This is a genomic window from Cyclobacteriaceae bacterium (assembly GCA_013141055.1).
In the GTDB taxonomy this organism is placed as follows: domain Bacteria; phylum Bacteroidota; class Bacteroidia; order Cytophagales; family Cyclobacteriaceae; genus ELB16-189.
On the sequence record JABFRS010000001.1, the window covers coordinates 2588505 to 2602232 of the forward strand.

Here is a 13728-nt window from a genome sequence, read left to right on the forward strand (position 1 = left end):
TGTCAAAATACCCACTCTTTGGTATTTCCTTCCCATTGAAAGTCATCCATCTTTCAGGAAAAAAATTGTGGAATACTCCTGCAAAAACTCGCCAAAGGATGAGCAGATGGCTCTCGTTCTTGGGGACTATAGCCTCATCTTCCGCAAAGGAGAAACGGAAGAGGTCATTGCTTACGCGAATATTCTCTCTCTCCGCATCAATAAACTTTCTGGAAAGGTTTACAGAATGCATCTGTATCCGGATGGGCATCGTCCTATCATAATTTCCAATCAGTGTTTTGACAAATCCGGCAAGCTTGTAGATCAGTCAAGAGAATATTCATTATTAGTCAGAGTTCTACACCACCATTTAAAAGATAAGAGCAAGTCTGTATTCTCATGTGGAGGAAACAGTGAAAAAATCTGGCAACTGATTGGAATTTCAACGATTTTCTTTTTTCTCGGTTCGCTTTTAGCGAATTATTGGAGCATCAGCCTTTTTAATCCCTATATACAAGGATCTGTCCTGAGCGGTGTTGCAGCAGCGATTATTATAACATTAAATGCCCGTAATCTGCCTAAAACGTACCAACCTACCGAAGTGCCCATTCAATTCCTTCCTTGATACTTGCAGATAACCACATCGACCGTCTACTTTTAACCTTTATGAAGGGAAAAAGGGTAAAGGTCGTTCTGGTAGATGATCACAGAATTGTGCTTGATGGACTGGTCTCGCTTCTCGAAAGCGATGCTGACTTTATCATACTGGCGGCATTGGGTTCAGGTGAAGAGGTGCTTGAATTCTTTAAGCAGGAACAGCCCGACATTTTATTGACAGATTATAGTCTTCCAGGTATCTCTGGTCTTGAGCTGGCGCGCGCCATCAAAAGAGATTATCCTAAAACAAAAGTAGTAGCCCTCAGCATGCATGATGAAGCTCATCTTGTAAAAAATATTTTGAAAGAAGGTGTAGATGGTTATTTGCTGAAGAACATCCAGCAGTTTGAATTGAAGAATGCCCTTAAGCAAGTGATGATGGGAATGCCATACGTAAGTCCTGAGATCACCAAGCTTCTGATGCATGATTTAAATAATCCTGCTGAAGAAAATTCTTTATTAACCGATCGTGAGCGAGACATTCTTCGCCTGATTGCCAAAGAGTGCTCCAACAAACAGATCGCAGAAAAACTTTTTATCAGTGAACGCACGGTTGAAACACACCGCAAGAATATCTTTCGAAAGACGAATACCACTTCTCTGGTGGGTCTTATCAAATTCGCTTTCGCCAATAACCTGATTTAATAAATTCGCATCTTTACAAAAAACCCGGCATCCACGGGCCTGAATTTCGAATTCCATAAAAGTATGTGTATGAGATTTTTGATAGCAATCGTCTTAATTTTTGCTTTTCTAATCAGTTCGGCCCAAACCAAAAGCGAACAAGCCAAAGCAAATTTTGATCAGGGAAAGATGCTTTATGATCAACAGAGGCTGGCAGAAGCAATTCCTTTTTTTGAAGCGGCGCACAAAATGGATGAAACGAATCCTGAGACGCTTTACCATCTCGGGTTGACCTTGCGTAATCTTGACCAGAATGAAAAGGCACTAATTTATTTTAAGAAACTTGAAGCCCTTAATCCTAATTATTGGGCGTGGTTTTATTATGAAGCCGGTTTAGCCTATGAACGCCTTGGAAAACCTGACGACGCAGCACAGATGTATGCAAAATTTCTTGACAAATTTCCAAACACAGGCGCGCGGATAAAATTTCGTCATAATGCCCAGTACAAAATGAAGTATGCCAAAGATCAAAAGGCACTTCTGGCAATGAAGCCAAGCATGAAGGAGCCTATAAAACTGTCAGGTACAATTAATACAAAGTATCCTGAGTACATGCCCGCTCTGGATCCCACCGGAACAAAACTTTATTTTACTTCCAAGCGATTAGGAGGCATTAGTCAGGAAGTACCGAACGCCAATGAAGGAGATGAAGATCTTTACTACATAGAGAAAATCAATGGTAAATGGGGAGAACCCAAACTTCTTCCGGAACCTCTTAACTCTATTAGCAATGAAGGCGCTGCTTGTTTTTCAGCAGATGGTCAGACAATGATTTATACAGCGTGCGCAAGAGAAGGAGGTATTGGAAATTGTGATTTATACATCGCCACGTTAGAAGGAAATGAATGGACAAAACCCTTCAACCTTGGGAATGTTGTTAACAGTGATGCCTGGGATTCTCAACCATCTATGTCTTTTGATGGAAACAGGATCATTTTTGCTTCTGGTCGTCAGGGTGGGTACGGAGCGGAAGATCTTTTTATGCTTGAGAGAAATGTTTTTGGTGAATGGGGCCCCCCTATGAATCTTGGTGGAATGGTAAATACACCTTTCAGTGATCACTCTCCATTTTTGGCTCAGGATGGAAAGACACTCTACTTTGCTTCCAATGGACATCCTGGCTATGGTGGATATGATCTTTTCAAAACAGTTCTTGAAAACGGAAGATGGACAACTCCGGTAAATCTTGGTAAGCCCGTAAATACGACGGGTGATGATAATTATTTTACAATTGGCGGTTCTGGTGAAATTGGATATTTCTCTTCTAATCGTGAAGGGCAGGAAGATCTTTATCAGATTGATATTCCTGAAAATATGCGACCCCAACCCACCGTTGTTGTGGAAGGTGTTGTAACAAATCTCAAAAACAATGAAAAACTTGGAGCTTATGTGATGGTGGAGGATTTGAATACAGGAGAATTAATAGCTGTCAACAAAAGCAATAACATTAGTGGTAAGTATTTGGTAGTTCTCCCGATTGGAAGAACGTATAGTGTGTCTGCAAACAAGGAAGGATTCTTTTTTCATTCCGAACGCTTTGATGTGCCGATGACTTCGCGCTATCAGGATGTAAAGAAGGACATCGGATTAAAGCCCATTGAAAAAGGTGCAAAAGTTGTTTTGAACAATATCTTTTTTGAAACAGGGAAAGCTACACTCACTTTACAAAGTCGGTTGGAGCTCGAAAAAGCAATTCAGCTGATGAAATCAAATCAAACGATGATTATTGAAGTCGGAGGACATACTGATAATGTTGGGGAGCATGATTATAACCTGAAACTTTCGCATGAGCGGGCAAAAGCTGTGCGTGAATATCTTGTCAACGGTGGAATTCCGGCCATCAGACTTCAGTCAAAAGGTTATGGAGAATCAAGTCCGATTGCTGCAAATGATAGTGAGGAGGGAAGACAGTTGAATCGCAGGACTGAGTTTATAATTCTTGAATTTTAATAATCCTGCATTAGACTATTCTTATTTTCACTTAAAGACCTTTTTGATAAGATCACTTGGGTCTAATCCAATGAAATTGTCGATCACATAATCAGTGTGCGATAATTCTTCCTTTGAATGAGTAGTGGTAATGCCTACAACTTTTGATCCAGCTGCCTGGGCTGAAGCCACTCCAGAAAGTGAATCTTCAAAAACGATACACCGCTCGGGGGGAAACTGCAAAGCTGCGGCAACCTTTAAATAAATTTCAGGATTTGGTTTTCCATGATTTACATTCGATTCATCCAGAATGGTGTTGAAGTATTTTCTAAGGTGAAGATTATCGAGTATGAAATCAACGTTGCTTTTCGGCGCTGAAGTACCGATAGCTTTCGGAATATTATTTTCTTCAAGTTTCTTTAAAAAATCTTCCAGACCTGCCACTGGCGCAATGTCTTTCTCATAGATATCACGAAAAAGCTTTTCTTTCTCTTCTCCATAAGCACTTAATTCTGCTACTGTTAGCGGTCTGTCAAAGAGATTTGCGATCCATTCTTTATTTGTGCGGCCATAGATTTTTTTCAGAAGCTCCTCATCACTCAGCTGATAGCCATACTTTTCGCAGAATTGACGTAACGATATTTTGTGATGCGGATTGGTGTCGACAATAACGCCGTCCATGTCAAAAATGACAGCTACTGAATTTCTCATGAAGTTTATAGATTACAATACAACAAATCGCTTTGCCAGAGACTTACCCCCGGCTTTAAAGCGTGCAATATAGACACCGGCGGATATTCCACGAAGAGTATATTGGAGTGTTTGATTACCAGGAATAAACACTGAAGTCCCAATCCTCTTTCCAAGAACAGAGTAAATTTCCATTGTTACATTTCTGTCAGGCATAATGAAAAGAGCTTGCTCCTGTTGAACAGGATTAGGATAAAAACCAATGATCATCTCTTCTCCATAGGCAAGACCATTGTCATTTTTTAGAACATGAAGTCCGCCCATTGAATTACCAACGATCACTTCTGGTTTATCGGTTCCAAATAAGTTGGCTATAGTAGGTCTGACTTTTCCGCCCAGATTTTTTGAAGTATAGCTCTGAGAAAAAGAATCATAAATCAGATTTTTCAGGGGTTCAGGATTGCTTCCTGCTGATCGGAAATCTGAATATAGAGATAGAATTCCCGCCTGATCCCCGATAATCATATCTTCACGGCCATCGTGATCAACATCGCCAACAGCAACAGAAGGATTTTGACGAAGAATGCTTTCGCCAAGACCCAGGTACTTATCATTTATAAGTGCGAAAGTATTTGTTCCTGAATTTCTCCAATATTGAAGGGCACCTGTAGAAGTTCCTACGAGGATATCGACATTGCCATCCCTGTCAATGTCCACAACAGTCGCGTTGTCACTGGCATTTAGGACAAGAGGAAAATTTACAATGCTCTGACCTCCGAAAAGCGGTACGGTAGCGCTGGAGCTCAGGATATAGTAAACCCGGGTCCTTCCGTTTTGCGCGCTTGTACCTACAAATGCCAGGTCTACAATTCCATTTTTGTCGATATCAACAAATTGAGGTTTGATATTATAATAGAGAAACCTGGCCATGCCCGTGAAATCGTCAGTTATAAATTTAAATGAAGGAGCGATAGCGGTACCGATGTTCTGATAAAATGAAATGGAGGTTTGAAAAACTCCAGTAACATATTTTCCAACAAACATATCCTGATCACCATCTCCGTCGATATCAGTAAAGGCAGGAGATGAAAAATCACCTTCATCGATCATATCATCCTGCAGGAAATTATTTTTTACAAAAGTAAAATTTGGAAGAGCTGCACTTCCAGTGTTTTTATAAAGCCAAACTGAACTTTTAAAATTTGTATTCACATCTGTACGGAGATATAAATTCGGGGAGGATAGCAAATCAGCCTTGCCATCAAAATCCACATCTTCAAGATAGGCTGCCGGAAAAAGCTGCAACGCAACAGGTTGAGCGGACGGAAACAGCGAAGCACTGTTCAATACAGCGTTATTCACATCACCATCATTTCTCATATAGTAAAGGGATTGACATGTTTCTTCAGAAAATATTAATTCCCGATCACCGTCATTATCCATGTCAAGAGTGAGTAATGATTTACCTCCTGTATGCTCAGTCTGTTCAACACGTCCGCCAATATCGGCGCAAGTCTGTCCGTTAAAAGCAATTTTTCCACAACTGCATTCGAGAAATCCGCCCCATGTTTGTGTCTGACGTACCAACTCGAGTGAGTCACAGCCATGATTGTTTTCAACACTGAAGTTCCGGTGATATTCTGCCTGACTTGGACTAACGAATTTCATGTTCAAAACATCCATATCTCCATCACCGTCCATATCAGCAAAATGAGGAAGGTCGTTGGTGCCAGGTAGGAGATTGATTAAAGAGTTGCCCTGCGTTAATAACACTTCACTTTTTAGTCCTGGTCCTGTATAAAATGAAAGTTTTTTCCAGGATGGAGGTTTGCCAACTTCTGTCACATTCCTGTAAACGAAGATGCCGATCTGACCAAAAGTAAAAATGTCTTTTTTACCATCACAGTTATAATCATAGAGAACAAAAAACGTACTGATGTCGGTTGGGAAATAGATTTCGTATTCTGGTGCGTAGTGATAAGAATTATCTTTTGCCAGATACGTCAATATTCGTGAAGAGGTTTTGTCGAAAATCACAATGTCGGCCACCCCGTCAGCATTCAGATTCATAGTATTAACCTGAGCTGAATTTAACCCGCCTGCCCAGGGATTAAGCAGCGACTTCTCGTTTATCTCAACGGGGATGGATTGGTCCATCGTGTAGGTGAACTGGGCCGATAAGGAAAGCGGGAATAATAAGATCAAAAGGATTTTCACCGCAAATAATTTATAACTACCTAACGCTGGATATTTTTTGACTGTTATCTTCAAGCGGGAAAATAGTATGGAAATCCACGAATTGCATCAAAAGTATTTAGAAAGCGGTAAAGTATCTACCGATACCCGACAGATCACGTCTGGTTCGGTATTCTTTGCACTAAAAGGGCCGGCATTCAACGCAAATGAGTTTGCTCAGGAAGCCCTGGCAAAAGGAGCCAGCTATGCCGTGGTTGATGAAAAAAGATTTGCTGTCGATAAGCGATACATATTGGTAGACGATAGCCTGACAGCTCTGCAAAATCTTGCCCGGTATCACAGGTCTCAATTGAAGATTCCATTTATAGGATTGACAGGATCCAATGGAAAAACCACCAGTAAAGAATTGTTGAATGCGGTGTTGAGCAAAAAATTCAACGTCATTGCGACAAAAGGAAATCTCAATAATCATATCGGAGTTCCACTTACGATTTTGTCAATTGATAAAAGTCATGAGATCGCCGTAATAGAAATGGGTGCGAATCATTTGGGGGAAATTGCTTTGTTAAGTGACATCGCAAATCCAACGCATGGCTTTATCACTAATATTGGAAGAGCACACATCGGAACGTTTGGGGGTTTTGAAAATATTGTGCGCGGTAAGTCAGAACTTATTCAACACTTGCTGACACGTAATGGAATAGCATTCATTAATTCGCAGAATCCACTTCTGCAAAATATGGCAAATCGTTTTAAGGATCCTGTGCTTTATCCTGCCAAAGGTGACTATTACCATTGTGAATTTTTAGGAGTAGATCCGTTTGTCAGGATCAAGGCTGATGGTGGAGAAGAAATTACTACTCAACTTATTGGAGCATATAATTTTGAAAACATCGCAGCGGCATTGTGCATTGGAAAATATTTTGGAGTGGAGACATCCAAAGCAAATCTGGCGATAGCTGAATACGTTCCAGGGAACATGAGATCTCAGGTAATTAAGAAAGGAACCAATACGATTTTACTGGATGCCTATAATGCAAATCCAAGCTCCATGGAAGCAGCAATCAGTAATCTGGCTTCAATGGATGCTAAACGAAAAATAGCCATTCTGGGTGATATGTATGAACTCGAAGGTGAAACGGAAGCAGAACATAAAATCATCGGGAAAACATTAATGGAAAAAGGAATTAGTGAAGCTTATTTATGCGGTCCTTTGATGCAGGCAGCTCAGACAACATTTCCTGGTGCGAAATTCTTTGCGACAAGAGATGAATTAATTAAAGAACTGAAATCAAATCCGATACATGACGCATTGATTCTGGTGAAAGCATCAAGAGGCATGGCAATGGAAAAAGTAGTAGAATTCATTTAAGTGTGATCCAATAATCAATTACAAAATACGATGGACTTCGCGCACATCTTTAAGTTTCTTCAAAGCCTTGCAAAAAACAACGATCGTGTTTGGTTTGAAAAGAATAAGCCAACCTACCTTCAGGCTAAAGACAACTTCGAAATGTTTGTTGGAAAATTCCTTGATGAGCTCATCAGGTTCAATCCTGAATTTGCGACACTCAATCCTAAAAAACTTCCCTTCAGAATTTATCGCGACGTTCGCTTCAGTAAAGACAAGAGTCCTTACAAGACGAACATGGGTGCAGGGTTCTCTCCCAATGGTAAACTGGTTCAGGAGCCAGGATATTATCTTCACATTCAACCGGGCGGAAGTTTTTTCGCCGGGGGAATCTATATGCCGGATGCTTCAAATCTTGCAAAAATTCGTCAGGAGATTGACTATAATGGAGATAAGCTTGATAAGATATTAAAAGATAAAAAACTCAAGAAGTGGTATAAGGGCATGGATGATATTGATAAACTGAAGACCATGCCAAAAGGCTATGCAAAGGATCACCCAAGAATTGAATTGCTGAAAAACAAAAGCTTTATTGTTTCACACTATTTCACCGACTCGCAGGTAAAAGATAAAAAATTCATCAAGCAACTGGCCGAAGCAGCAAAGGCGTTAAAACCTATGAATGAATTTTTAAAGGAAGCCATTGCCTGATTAATTCAAGCGGCTAGAAATTATATTCCCAGCACCTCTTTTAATTTGCTGTATCCGGTTTGACTTAATGGAATTCGCACGCCGCTTTTTAAAAGTGCAACGTGTGTATCTTTTTCCAGTGGTTCAATTCGGGTAAGTTCCTGAAGATTGAGGAGATAGGAGCGATGTACTCTCACGAATGTTTTTGGGTCCAGCGCCTTCTCATAATGTGCCATCGTTTTCTTTTTCAGGAAGAAGCCTTCTTTTGTATGAACTTTGACATAATCGTCAAAAGCTTCAATGTAGTGAACCGTGTGAATAGGAAGTATAACGATGTTAATTCCCTTCTTTACCACAATCCTTTGCCGCTCTTCAGGTTGTGATGTGTTCTCAATAAGATCGGTAGTGCTTTTTTGTGAGTGTTGCTGCTGGCCTTTCCATTTTTGAACAGCTTTGTCAAAGCGTTCTTTACTGAAGGGCTTTAATAAATAATCAATTGCATGTCGTTCAAATGCCTGAATGGCATACTCGTCAAAGGCAGTTGTAAAAATAACTGAAGGTGGATTTTCGATAAGCTCAAGCATTTCAAAGCCATTGATCTTTGGCATTTGAATGTCTAGAAAAATAAGATCGGGCTTGTGTTGAGTAATAGCTTTCACTCCTTCAAATCCATCATTGCATTCCTGAACAATCTCGATGTCTGAAAAGGATGAAAGATATTCTCTTACAATACTTCTGGCTAATGGTTCGTCGTCAATGAGGACCGTTTTGATCATGCGTGTTGCGGAATTTTAATCAATGTTGTAAAAATATTTTGTTGCTGTGAAGTAATCAGCAAATCATTTCGGTAAAAAAGAAGATAGAGTCTTCTTTGAACGGAAGAAAGACCAAAGCCTGTTCCTTGTTTAGGTTGAGAGGTTGATGAATCGAAAGGATTCTTAACCTCCACCATTAATGTATTGTTCTCTTGTTTAACCAGGATAGAGATCGTAATCTCCCCCACGGTATCATACAATCCAAACTTAATAGCATTCTCTACTATCGGTTGTAGTAATAATGCGGGAAGCTTCAGTCCACTGTTCTCTTCGTTTGTTTTAATGTCAATGTTTAGTCTGTGACCAAACCTGACCTTCTCTATGTCAAGATAAAGCTGAAGATGTTTTAATTCTTCTTCGAGTGTGACCATTTGATGATCATCTTTTTTTAATGTGCCCCTCAGAAAATCAGATAATTGCTGAACCATCTTTCTGGCTTCTTCCGGCCGGCTTCCCGCCAATGCACTGATGGAATTAAGGCTATTGAATAAAAAGTGTGGCTGAAGTTGCTGGCGGAGATTGCTTAATTCCGCTTCTCTTGCAAGTCTCGTTGCGTCATCTCGTCTTTTTTCATTTTCCCTGCGATCCCCGACATACACCCAAAACCAGGTAAGGATTGCAATAAGAATAATGAGCAGCCATCCCACAATTCCCCGAATTAATAAAGTGCCTGACAGAAACTGAGTGTATAATCCACCGCCAGTAATCAGCTCTTGCAACATCCACTGCTGAAGGAATACGCACAAGGTTGTTAGTGCAATACTCCACGCCAGCACGAACCATGAATTTCGTGCACTCGGTTGATAGGAATGCATAGACGCATTAATAACATAACCACCCATTGCAAATACAATCTGAGTAATACTGGCATCAATCAATGCTGCATTCAAGTCAAGGCCTGCCTGAACAAGAATAACAACCTGAGCCACTGCCAACACCACCCACCATCCCATATAAAGGAGCGCAAGCTTGTAATAGGGTATTGATGGTTTCGCCATTATTAAAACGCCGGACTGTGAGTTAACTGAAGAGAGGCAGCCTTTTGATGAACATAGTGAACATAATCATTGGCTTCTTCTGTCTCCTTGATTTGTGAATATACTTCAAGACCATCTTTAATTTCCTGTAGTGGGAGTAATTCGGCAACATTTACGAACTCCCACTTTACAGGCTGCTGGCGATCATTAATAAAATTGTCTTCTTCTTTGATGCCCAAGATCCTTGCTTTCAACAGAGCTTCTTCAAATCCGCGTGCTTCGATCAGGCGCAGGTGTTCGTCAAACTGTGGACGAACACCATTGCAAATTTTGAATACTATTTTGGCGACGTACCATTTCATAATTAATAGCTTTTAATATCCACACCACCGAACATTACACTGCCTCTTAAGATTAATAGTTTGGTTGGATCAGCATCCTGAACAGACGGACGTTTGTCATCTATTCCACCCAATACTGCTGTAATTTCATTTTTAACATTCCATTGTGGAGGCACCAGTATCTTCACACCACCAAACGCAACATTGAAATCCATCACGATTGTACCTTTAAAATCTGCCTGCATCATATTCAGATCAGTTCCGCCAAAGAAATTTTCAATTCTTCCTCCTGTAAAATTTTTAGAGATGATGTTCTTCTTTGCTCCTCCAAAGAGTATTGATGAGTCGAGAAAATCGCCATCATTAATATCTTCAGTTATATGATTTTTCCCCCATTTTGTTTTTTTTGGACGAAAGATCATATACAATCCAATAGCGATGATCACCGTTGGGAAAATGAGATGCCTGATATCGCGATCCAATATCTCCTCCTGAAGAAGAGCAATTACTCCAACAAGTATTGGAATTAACCAGCCACCTACTCTGAAAGATTGTCTTGCGCCTATGTATAATCCAATGGCAATCGGAATCATTGGCCAGGTTGTTACCCAATAAGGTAATCCAAGATCCATCCGGTCAGCCATGATGACAACACCAATGGCAACTAAAATAAGTCCGCCCATTGATCTTCCACTGCTCTTTGAGCTTTTATTGTTTCTATTATCCTGATCGAGATAATTTGGGGTGGTTTGCTTTTCCATATGTTTTAATTTTTCTCAAAGAAACGGGTGAAATGCCACGGCAGCCATGTAAAAACGGCCATTTCTGGTAAGACGTCGGTGAAACAGGGAGTTCAGTAGGTGAATCCGGAATTACTGAACGGGGTATTTTACAAACCGCCTTGAATCTTCTGTGTATCCCAGCCTAAGATAGAACTCGTGAGTCTTTTTTCGTCTCAGATTGCTGGTTACCTCCAACTTGATGCACCCCTTCTGTGTTAAAAATTTCTCACCGGATTCCAGAAGCTTCGTGCCTATACCTTTTGAGCGAAAAGACTCGTCAATACAGAAAGAAGTAAATCGTCCTAAAGGACCTTTCCAGTGCATTAACTCAAACCAATGCATGGAAATAAACCCAATCACTTTTTCATCAACCTCTGCAACTAGAATATAATACCCGGGCTTTTCATGTTGAACAATCTTAAGAGCAACTTCTTCATCCGTCAGATCAGGATATCCCAATTGTGCCAATAAAGATTGAATAGCCTTTGAATCGAATGCAATGGCTTGTCGTATGATCATAAGATGAATATTAAATTCCTAACCGGGCATCATCCTTCTTTGGATTTTTCAACATCCATTTCATTAAAGGTCCGCTCGTCATACTCGTAATCAATGCCATGATGACCAATGAAACAAATATCTTCTCGTTGATCAGTCCGTTTTCAAGTGCTACGATGCCAAGGATGATTTCCATCGCACCGCGGGCATTCATTCCAAAGCCTGCCGCCAGCGATTCACGCCAAGTGAAGCCGCCCAACCTTGTTCCCAAGCCGCTTCCAATAATTTTTCCAGCGAAAGCGATGAAAAGAATTACAAGAGTAAGCCATGCATCAAAATTGACAAGGAAGTTCACCTTCAGGCCTATTGCAACAAAAAATAATGGAGCGAAAATATTATTGATGAATTGATGCACGATCTCTTTGGCTCGCTCACTCATGTGCTCTGAGTCGCCCAACGCAATCCCAATTATAAAAGCACCGAATACCGCATGGATACCGATGAATTCCGTAAAGGCTGCTGCCAAAAAGCAAAGAGATAATGATAGAGACAATAATCCTCCAGGCCATGCAAGCTTTTTATTTACCCAAGGCAAAAGGCGATTCAATAAACCGCGGCCGATCGTAAGCATAAAAGCAGCAAATCCGGCTGTTAAAAGAAAGGTGTATCCGACAGAAATGTTTCCTCCTTTTCCTATCATACCTAAGACGATGGAGAAGATCATCCAGCCAATGATATCATCTACCATTGCCGAGGCGACCACCAACATTCCAATCTTTGTTTTGAAAAGTTTGAGATCCATCATGATCCTAACAATCACGGGCAAAGCAGAAATGGCCATTGCGGTTCCCATGAACAACGCAAACAACAAAGTATCGACGTCCCCATTGTTTCCAAAAAACGCCGGGAAAGCGTAAGGAATAATAAACCCAAGAAGAAAAGGAATGATCAATCCAAAGAAGCTGGAGAACAAGGCCTGCTTTCCTTGCTGAAAAACTATTCGAAGATCTACTTCAAGGCCAGCAATGAATAGAAGCATGACAACGGCTACTTTGGTGAAGCCATCCAGCACAATTGCAGAAGCGCCGGTTTTCGGAAAAAGCATATCGAAAGAATCCGGAGAGAATGTTCCCAGTATCGTTGGGCCCAGTATCAATCCGGCAATGAGCTCACCAACGACGGCAGGTTGTTTAAATTTTCTTGCGACTTCAGCCATGACCCTTCCAAAAGCAAGCATCACGCTTAGCTGGATCATTAGATGAATTAATTCTGAATGGGAGAGTTTAGCCACGGCCGTCCCCCTTCCCTGGTTGTACGATCAGAAGACTACAAGGAAGATCGGCAAAAACATACTCCAGATCATGAGTAAATACACGATCAAGAAATTTGAATCTTCGGGGTGGAGCTCCGACTACCAAAAGATCAGCCTGCTTTCTTTTTGCAAATTGAGCAAGCTCAAAACCAGATTTACCCGTGATGATCTTAATATTAATCTTGAAATTATCATGAGGGATTTTCTGAAGAAGCTTTTCAACTTTCTCTACTTCATCTTTAATCAATCCTTGCCGGATCTTTTCATATTCGTCCTCTGAGCTTTGATCTGCGGCCGACATTGCCAATCCAAACATCTTTAACTCCCTCACCACATGAATCCATGAACCATTTTTGCCAATCTTGCATGCTAATGAAAGTGAATCCTCCACACGCGGACGTTCATCGGCATCCACGACAACATTTTTAAACCCTTCTGGCTCCAATGAAGGCTGTGTTAACAAAAGCACAGAGCATTTTGAGCGACGCATGATATGTCTGGCAATGGTACCGAGGTAGTACTGAAATAAATTCTCTTTTTTTAACGCGCCGGCAATCAAAAGATCAACCTTCTCCCGATCACAGGCTTTAAGAATAGTGCGGGCGGGATCACCCTTTTCCCATCGGATGGTCACATCATCTTTTGAAAGTTTCCTGCTCTCAAGCAGTCCTTGCATGAGAACGTCTTCCTTCTGACCATGTTCTCCGATGTGAATCAAAACCAATCTTGCATTGAAATGCCGGGCAATATTTGCAGCTTCAGCGAGCATGCGCTCTGCGGTAGGTGAAAATGCGACAGCAAGCCCAATGGTTTGGATCATGCCGTTA

Annotated in this window: 14 protein-coding genes; 5 read left to right on the forward strand and 9 right to left on the reverse strand. The window is 40.9% G+C overall.

Annotated elements, in window-relative coordinates; all coding sequences use genetic code 11:
• Positions 1 to 67 precede the first annotated feature (67 nt).
• The 3 genes from HOP08_11655 to HOP08_11665 all read left to right on the forward strand — a co-directional run bounded on the left by HOP08_11655 (position 68) and on the right by HOP08_11665 (position 3270).
• Positions 68 to 604, forward strand: a complete 537-nt coding sequence (locus HOP08_11655; protein ID NOT75577.1) for a hypothetical protein — start codon at positions 68 to 70, stop codon at positions 602 to 604.
• 41 nt (positions 605 to 645) lie between these two features.
• Complete coding sequence (locus tag HOP08_11660) at positions 646 to 1281, forward strand: response regulator transcription factor (protein ID NOT75578.1); 636 nt, start codon at positions 646 to 648, stop codon at positions 1279 to 1281.
• 69 nt (positions 1282 to 1350) lie between these two features.
• Entirely contained in the window at positions 1351 to 3270 is a 1920-nt protein-coding gene (locus tag HOP08_11665) for an OmpA family protein (GenBank protein ID NOT75579.1), read from the forward strand.
• A 27-nt stretch (positions 3271 to 3297) separates the two neighbouring features.
• Here the strand turns inward: HOP08_11665 and HOP08_11670 are convergent, their stop codons facing one another.
• Both HOP08_11670 and HOP08_11675 read right to left on the reverse strand, forming a co-directional pair.
• Positions 3298 to 3960: an HAD family phosphatase gene (locus HOP08_11670; GenBank protein ID NOT75580.1), complete on the reverse strand. Its 663-nt coding sequence runs from the start codon at positions 3958 to 3960 to the stop codon at positions 3298 to 3300.
• 12 nt (positions 3961 to 3972) lie between these two features.
• Positions 3973 to 6156 (reverse strand): T9SS type A sorting domain-containing protein, encoded by a 2184-nt coding sequence (locus HOP08_11675; protein ID NOT75581.1) that lies wholly within the window; start codon positions 6154 to 6156, stop codon positions 3973 to 3975.
• Between the two features lie 67 nt (positions 6157 to 6223).
• Between HOP08_11675 and murF the strand changes: the two genes are divergently transcribed.
• Positions 6224 to 7507 (forward strand): UDP-N-acetylmuramoyl-tripeptide--D-alanyl-D-alanine ligase, encoded by a 1284-nt coding sequence (murF, locus tag HOP08_11680; protein NOT75582.1) that lies wholly within the window; start codon positions 6224 to 6226, stop codon positions 7505 to 7507.
• Positions 7508 to 7537: 30 nt separating this feature from the next.
• The gene (locus HOP08_11685; GenBank protein NOT75583.1) at positions 7538 to 8197 is read left to right on the forward strand and encodes a DUF2461 domain-containing protein; all 660 of its coding nucleotides are present in this window, start codon (positions 7538 to 7540) and stop codon (positions 8195 to 8197) included.
• Positions 8198 to 8217: 20 nt separating this feature from the next.
• Here HOP08_11685 and HOP08_11690 read toward each other — a convergent pair whose 3' ends face one another.
• The 7 genes from HOP08_11690 to HOP08_11720 all read right to left on the reverse strand — a co-directional run bounded on the left by HOP08_11690 (position 8218) and on the right by HOP08_11720 (position 13721).
• Entirely contained in the window at positions 8218 to 8952 is a 735-nt protein-coding gene (locus HOP08_11690) for a response regulator (GenBank protein NOT75584.1), read from the reverse strand.
• Positions 8949 to 9989, reverse strand: coding sequence for a histidine kinase (locus HOP08_11695; GenBank protein NOT75585.1), 1041 nt, complete (start codon positions 9987 to 9989; stop codon positions 8949 to 8951). The genes HOP08_11690 and HOP08_11695 overlap by 4 nt, the downstream gene beginning before the upstream one ends.
• A 2-nt stretch (positions 9990 to 9991) precedes the next feature.
• A complete protein-coding gene (locus HOP08_11700; protein ID NOT75586.1) occupies positions 9992 to 10330 on the reverse strand; it encodes a DUF4288 domain-containing protein in 339 nt (112 codons plus the stop codon).
• Positions 10331 to 10332: 2 nt separating this feature from the next.
• Positions 10333 to 11070: a hypothetical protein gene (locus HOP08_11705; GenBank protein ID NOT75587.1), complete on the reverse strand. Its 738-nt coding sequence runs from the start codon at positions 11068 to 11070 to the stop codon at positions 10333 to 10335.
• A 111-nt stretch (positions 11071 to 11181) separates the two neighbouring features.
• Positions 11182 to 11610 carry a GNAT family N-acetyltransferase gene (locus HOP08_11710; GenBank protein ID NOT75588.1) on the reverse strand — a complete coding sequence of 143 codons (429 nt, stop codon included), beginning with the start codon at positions 11608 to 11610 and terminating at the stop codon, positions 11182 to 11184.
• A 10-nt stretch (positions 11611 to 11620) separates the two neighbouring features.
• On the reverse strand, positions 11621 to 12880 hold the full coding sequence (locus tag HOP08_11715) for a cation:proton antiporter (GenBank protein ID NOT75589.1): 1260 nt from the start codon (positions 12878 to 12880) through the stop codon (positions 11621 to 11623).
• Positions 12873 to 13721 (reverse strand): universal stress protein, encoded by an 849-nt coding sequence (locus HOP08_11720; protein NOT75590.1) that lies wholly within the window; start codon positions 13719 to 13721, stop codon positions 12873 to 12875. The genes HOP08_11715 and HOP08_11720 overlap by 8 nt, the downstream gene beginning before the upstream one ends.
• Between the last annotated feature and the right edge of the window lie 7 nt (positions 13722 to 13728).

Excerpts from the sequence above, each read along its gene's own strand:
- HOP08_11695 (NOT75585.1), bottom strand. The coding sequence starts at position 9,989 with ATGGCGAAACCATCAATACCCTATTACAAGCTTGCGCTCCTTTATATG.
- HOP08_11710 (NOT75588.1), bottom strand. The coding sequence starts at position 11,610 with ATGATCATACGACAAGCCATTGCATTCGATTCAAAGGCTATTCAATCT.
- HOP08_11685 (NOT75583.1), top strand. The coding sequence starts at position 7,538 with ATGGACTTCGCGCACATCTTTAAGTTTCTTCAAAGCCTTGCAAAAAAC.
- HOP08_11690 (NOT75584.1), bottom strand. The coding sequence starts at position 8,952 with ATGATCAAAACGGTCCTCATTGACGACGAACCATTAGCCAGAAGTATT.
- HOP08_11660 (NOT75578.1), top strand. The coding sequence starts at position 646 with ATGAAGGGAAAAAGGGTAAAGGTCGTTCTGGTAGATGATCACAGAATT.
- murF (NOT75582.1), top strand. The coding sequence starts at position 6,224 with ATGGAAATCCACGAATTGCATCAAAAGTATTTAGAAAGCGGTAAAGTA.
- HOP08_11670 (NOT75580.1), bottom strand. The coding sequence starts at position 3,960 with ATGAGAAATTCAGTAGCTGTCATTTTTGACATGGACGGCGTTATTGTC.
- HOP08_11665 (NOT75579.1), top strand. The coding sequence starts at position 1,351 with ATGAGATTTTTGATAGCAATCGTCTTAATTTTTGCTTTTCTAATCAGT.
- HOP08_11700 (NOT75586.1), bottom strand. The coding sequence starts at position 10,330 with ATGAAATGGTACGTCGCCAAAATAGTATTCAAAATTTGCAATGGTGTT.
- HOP08_11720 (NOT75590.1), bottom strand. The coding sequence starts at position 13,721 with ATGATCCAAACCATTGGGCTTGCTGTCGCATTTTCACCTACCGCAGAG.
- HOP08_11705 (NOT75587.1), bottom strand. The coding sequence starts at position 11,070 with ATGGAAAAGCAAACCACCCCAAATTATCTCGATCAGGATAATAGAAAC.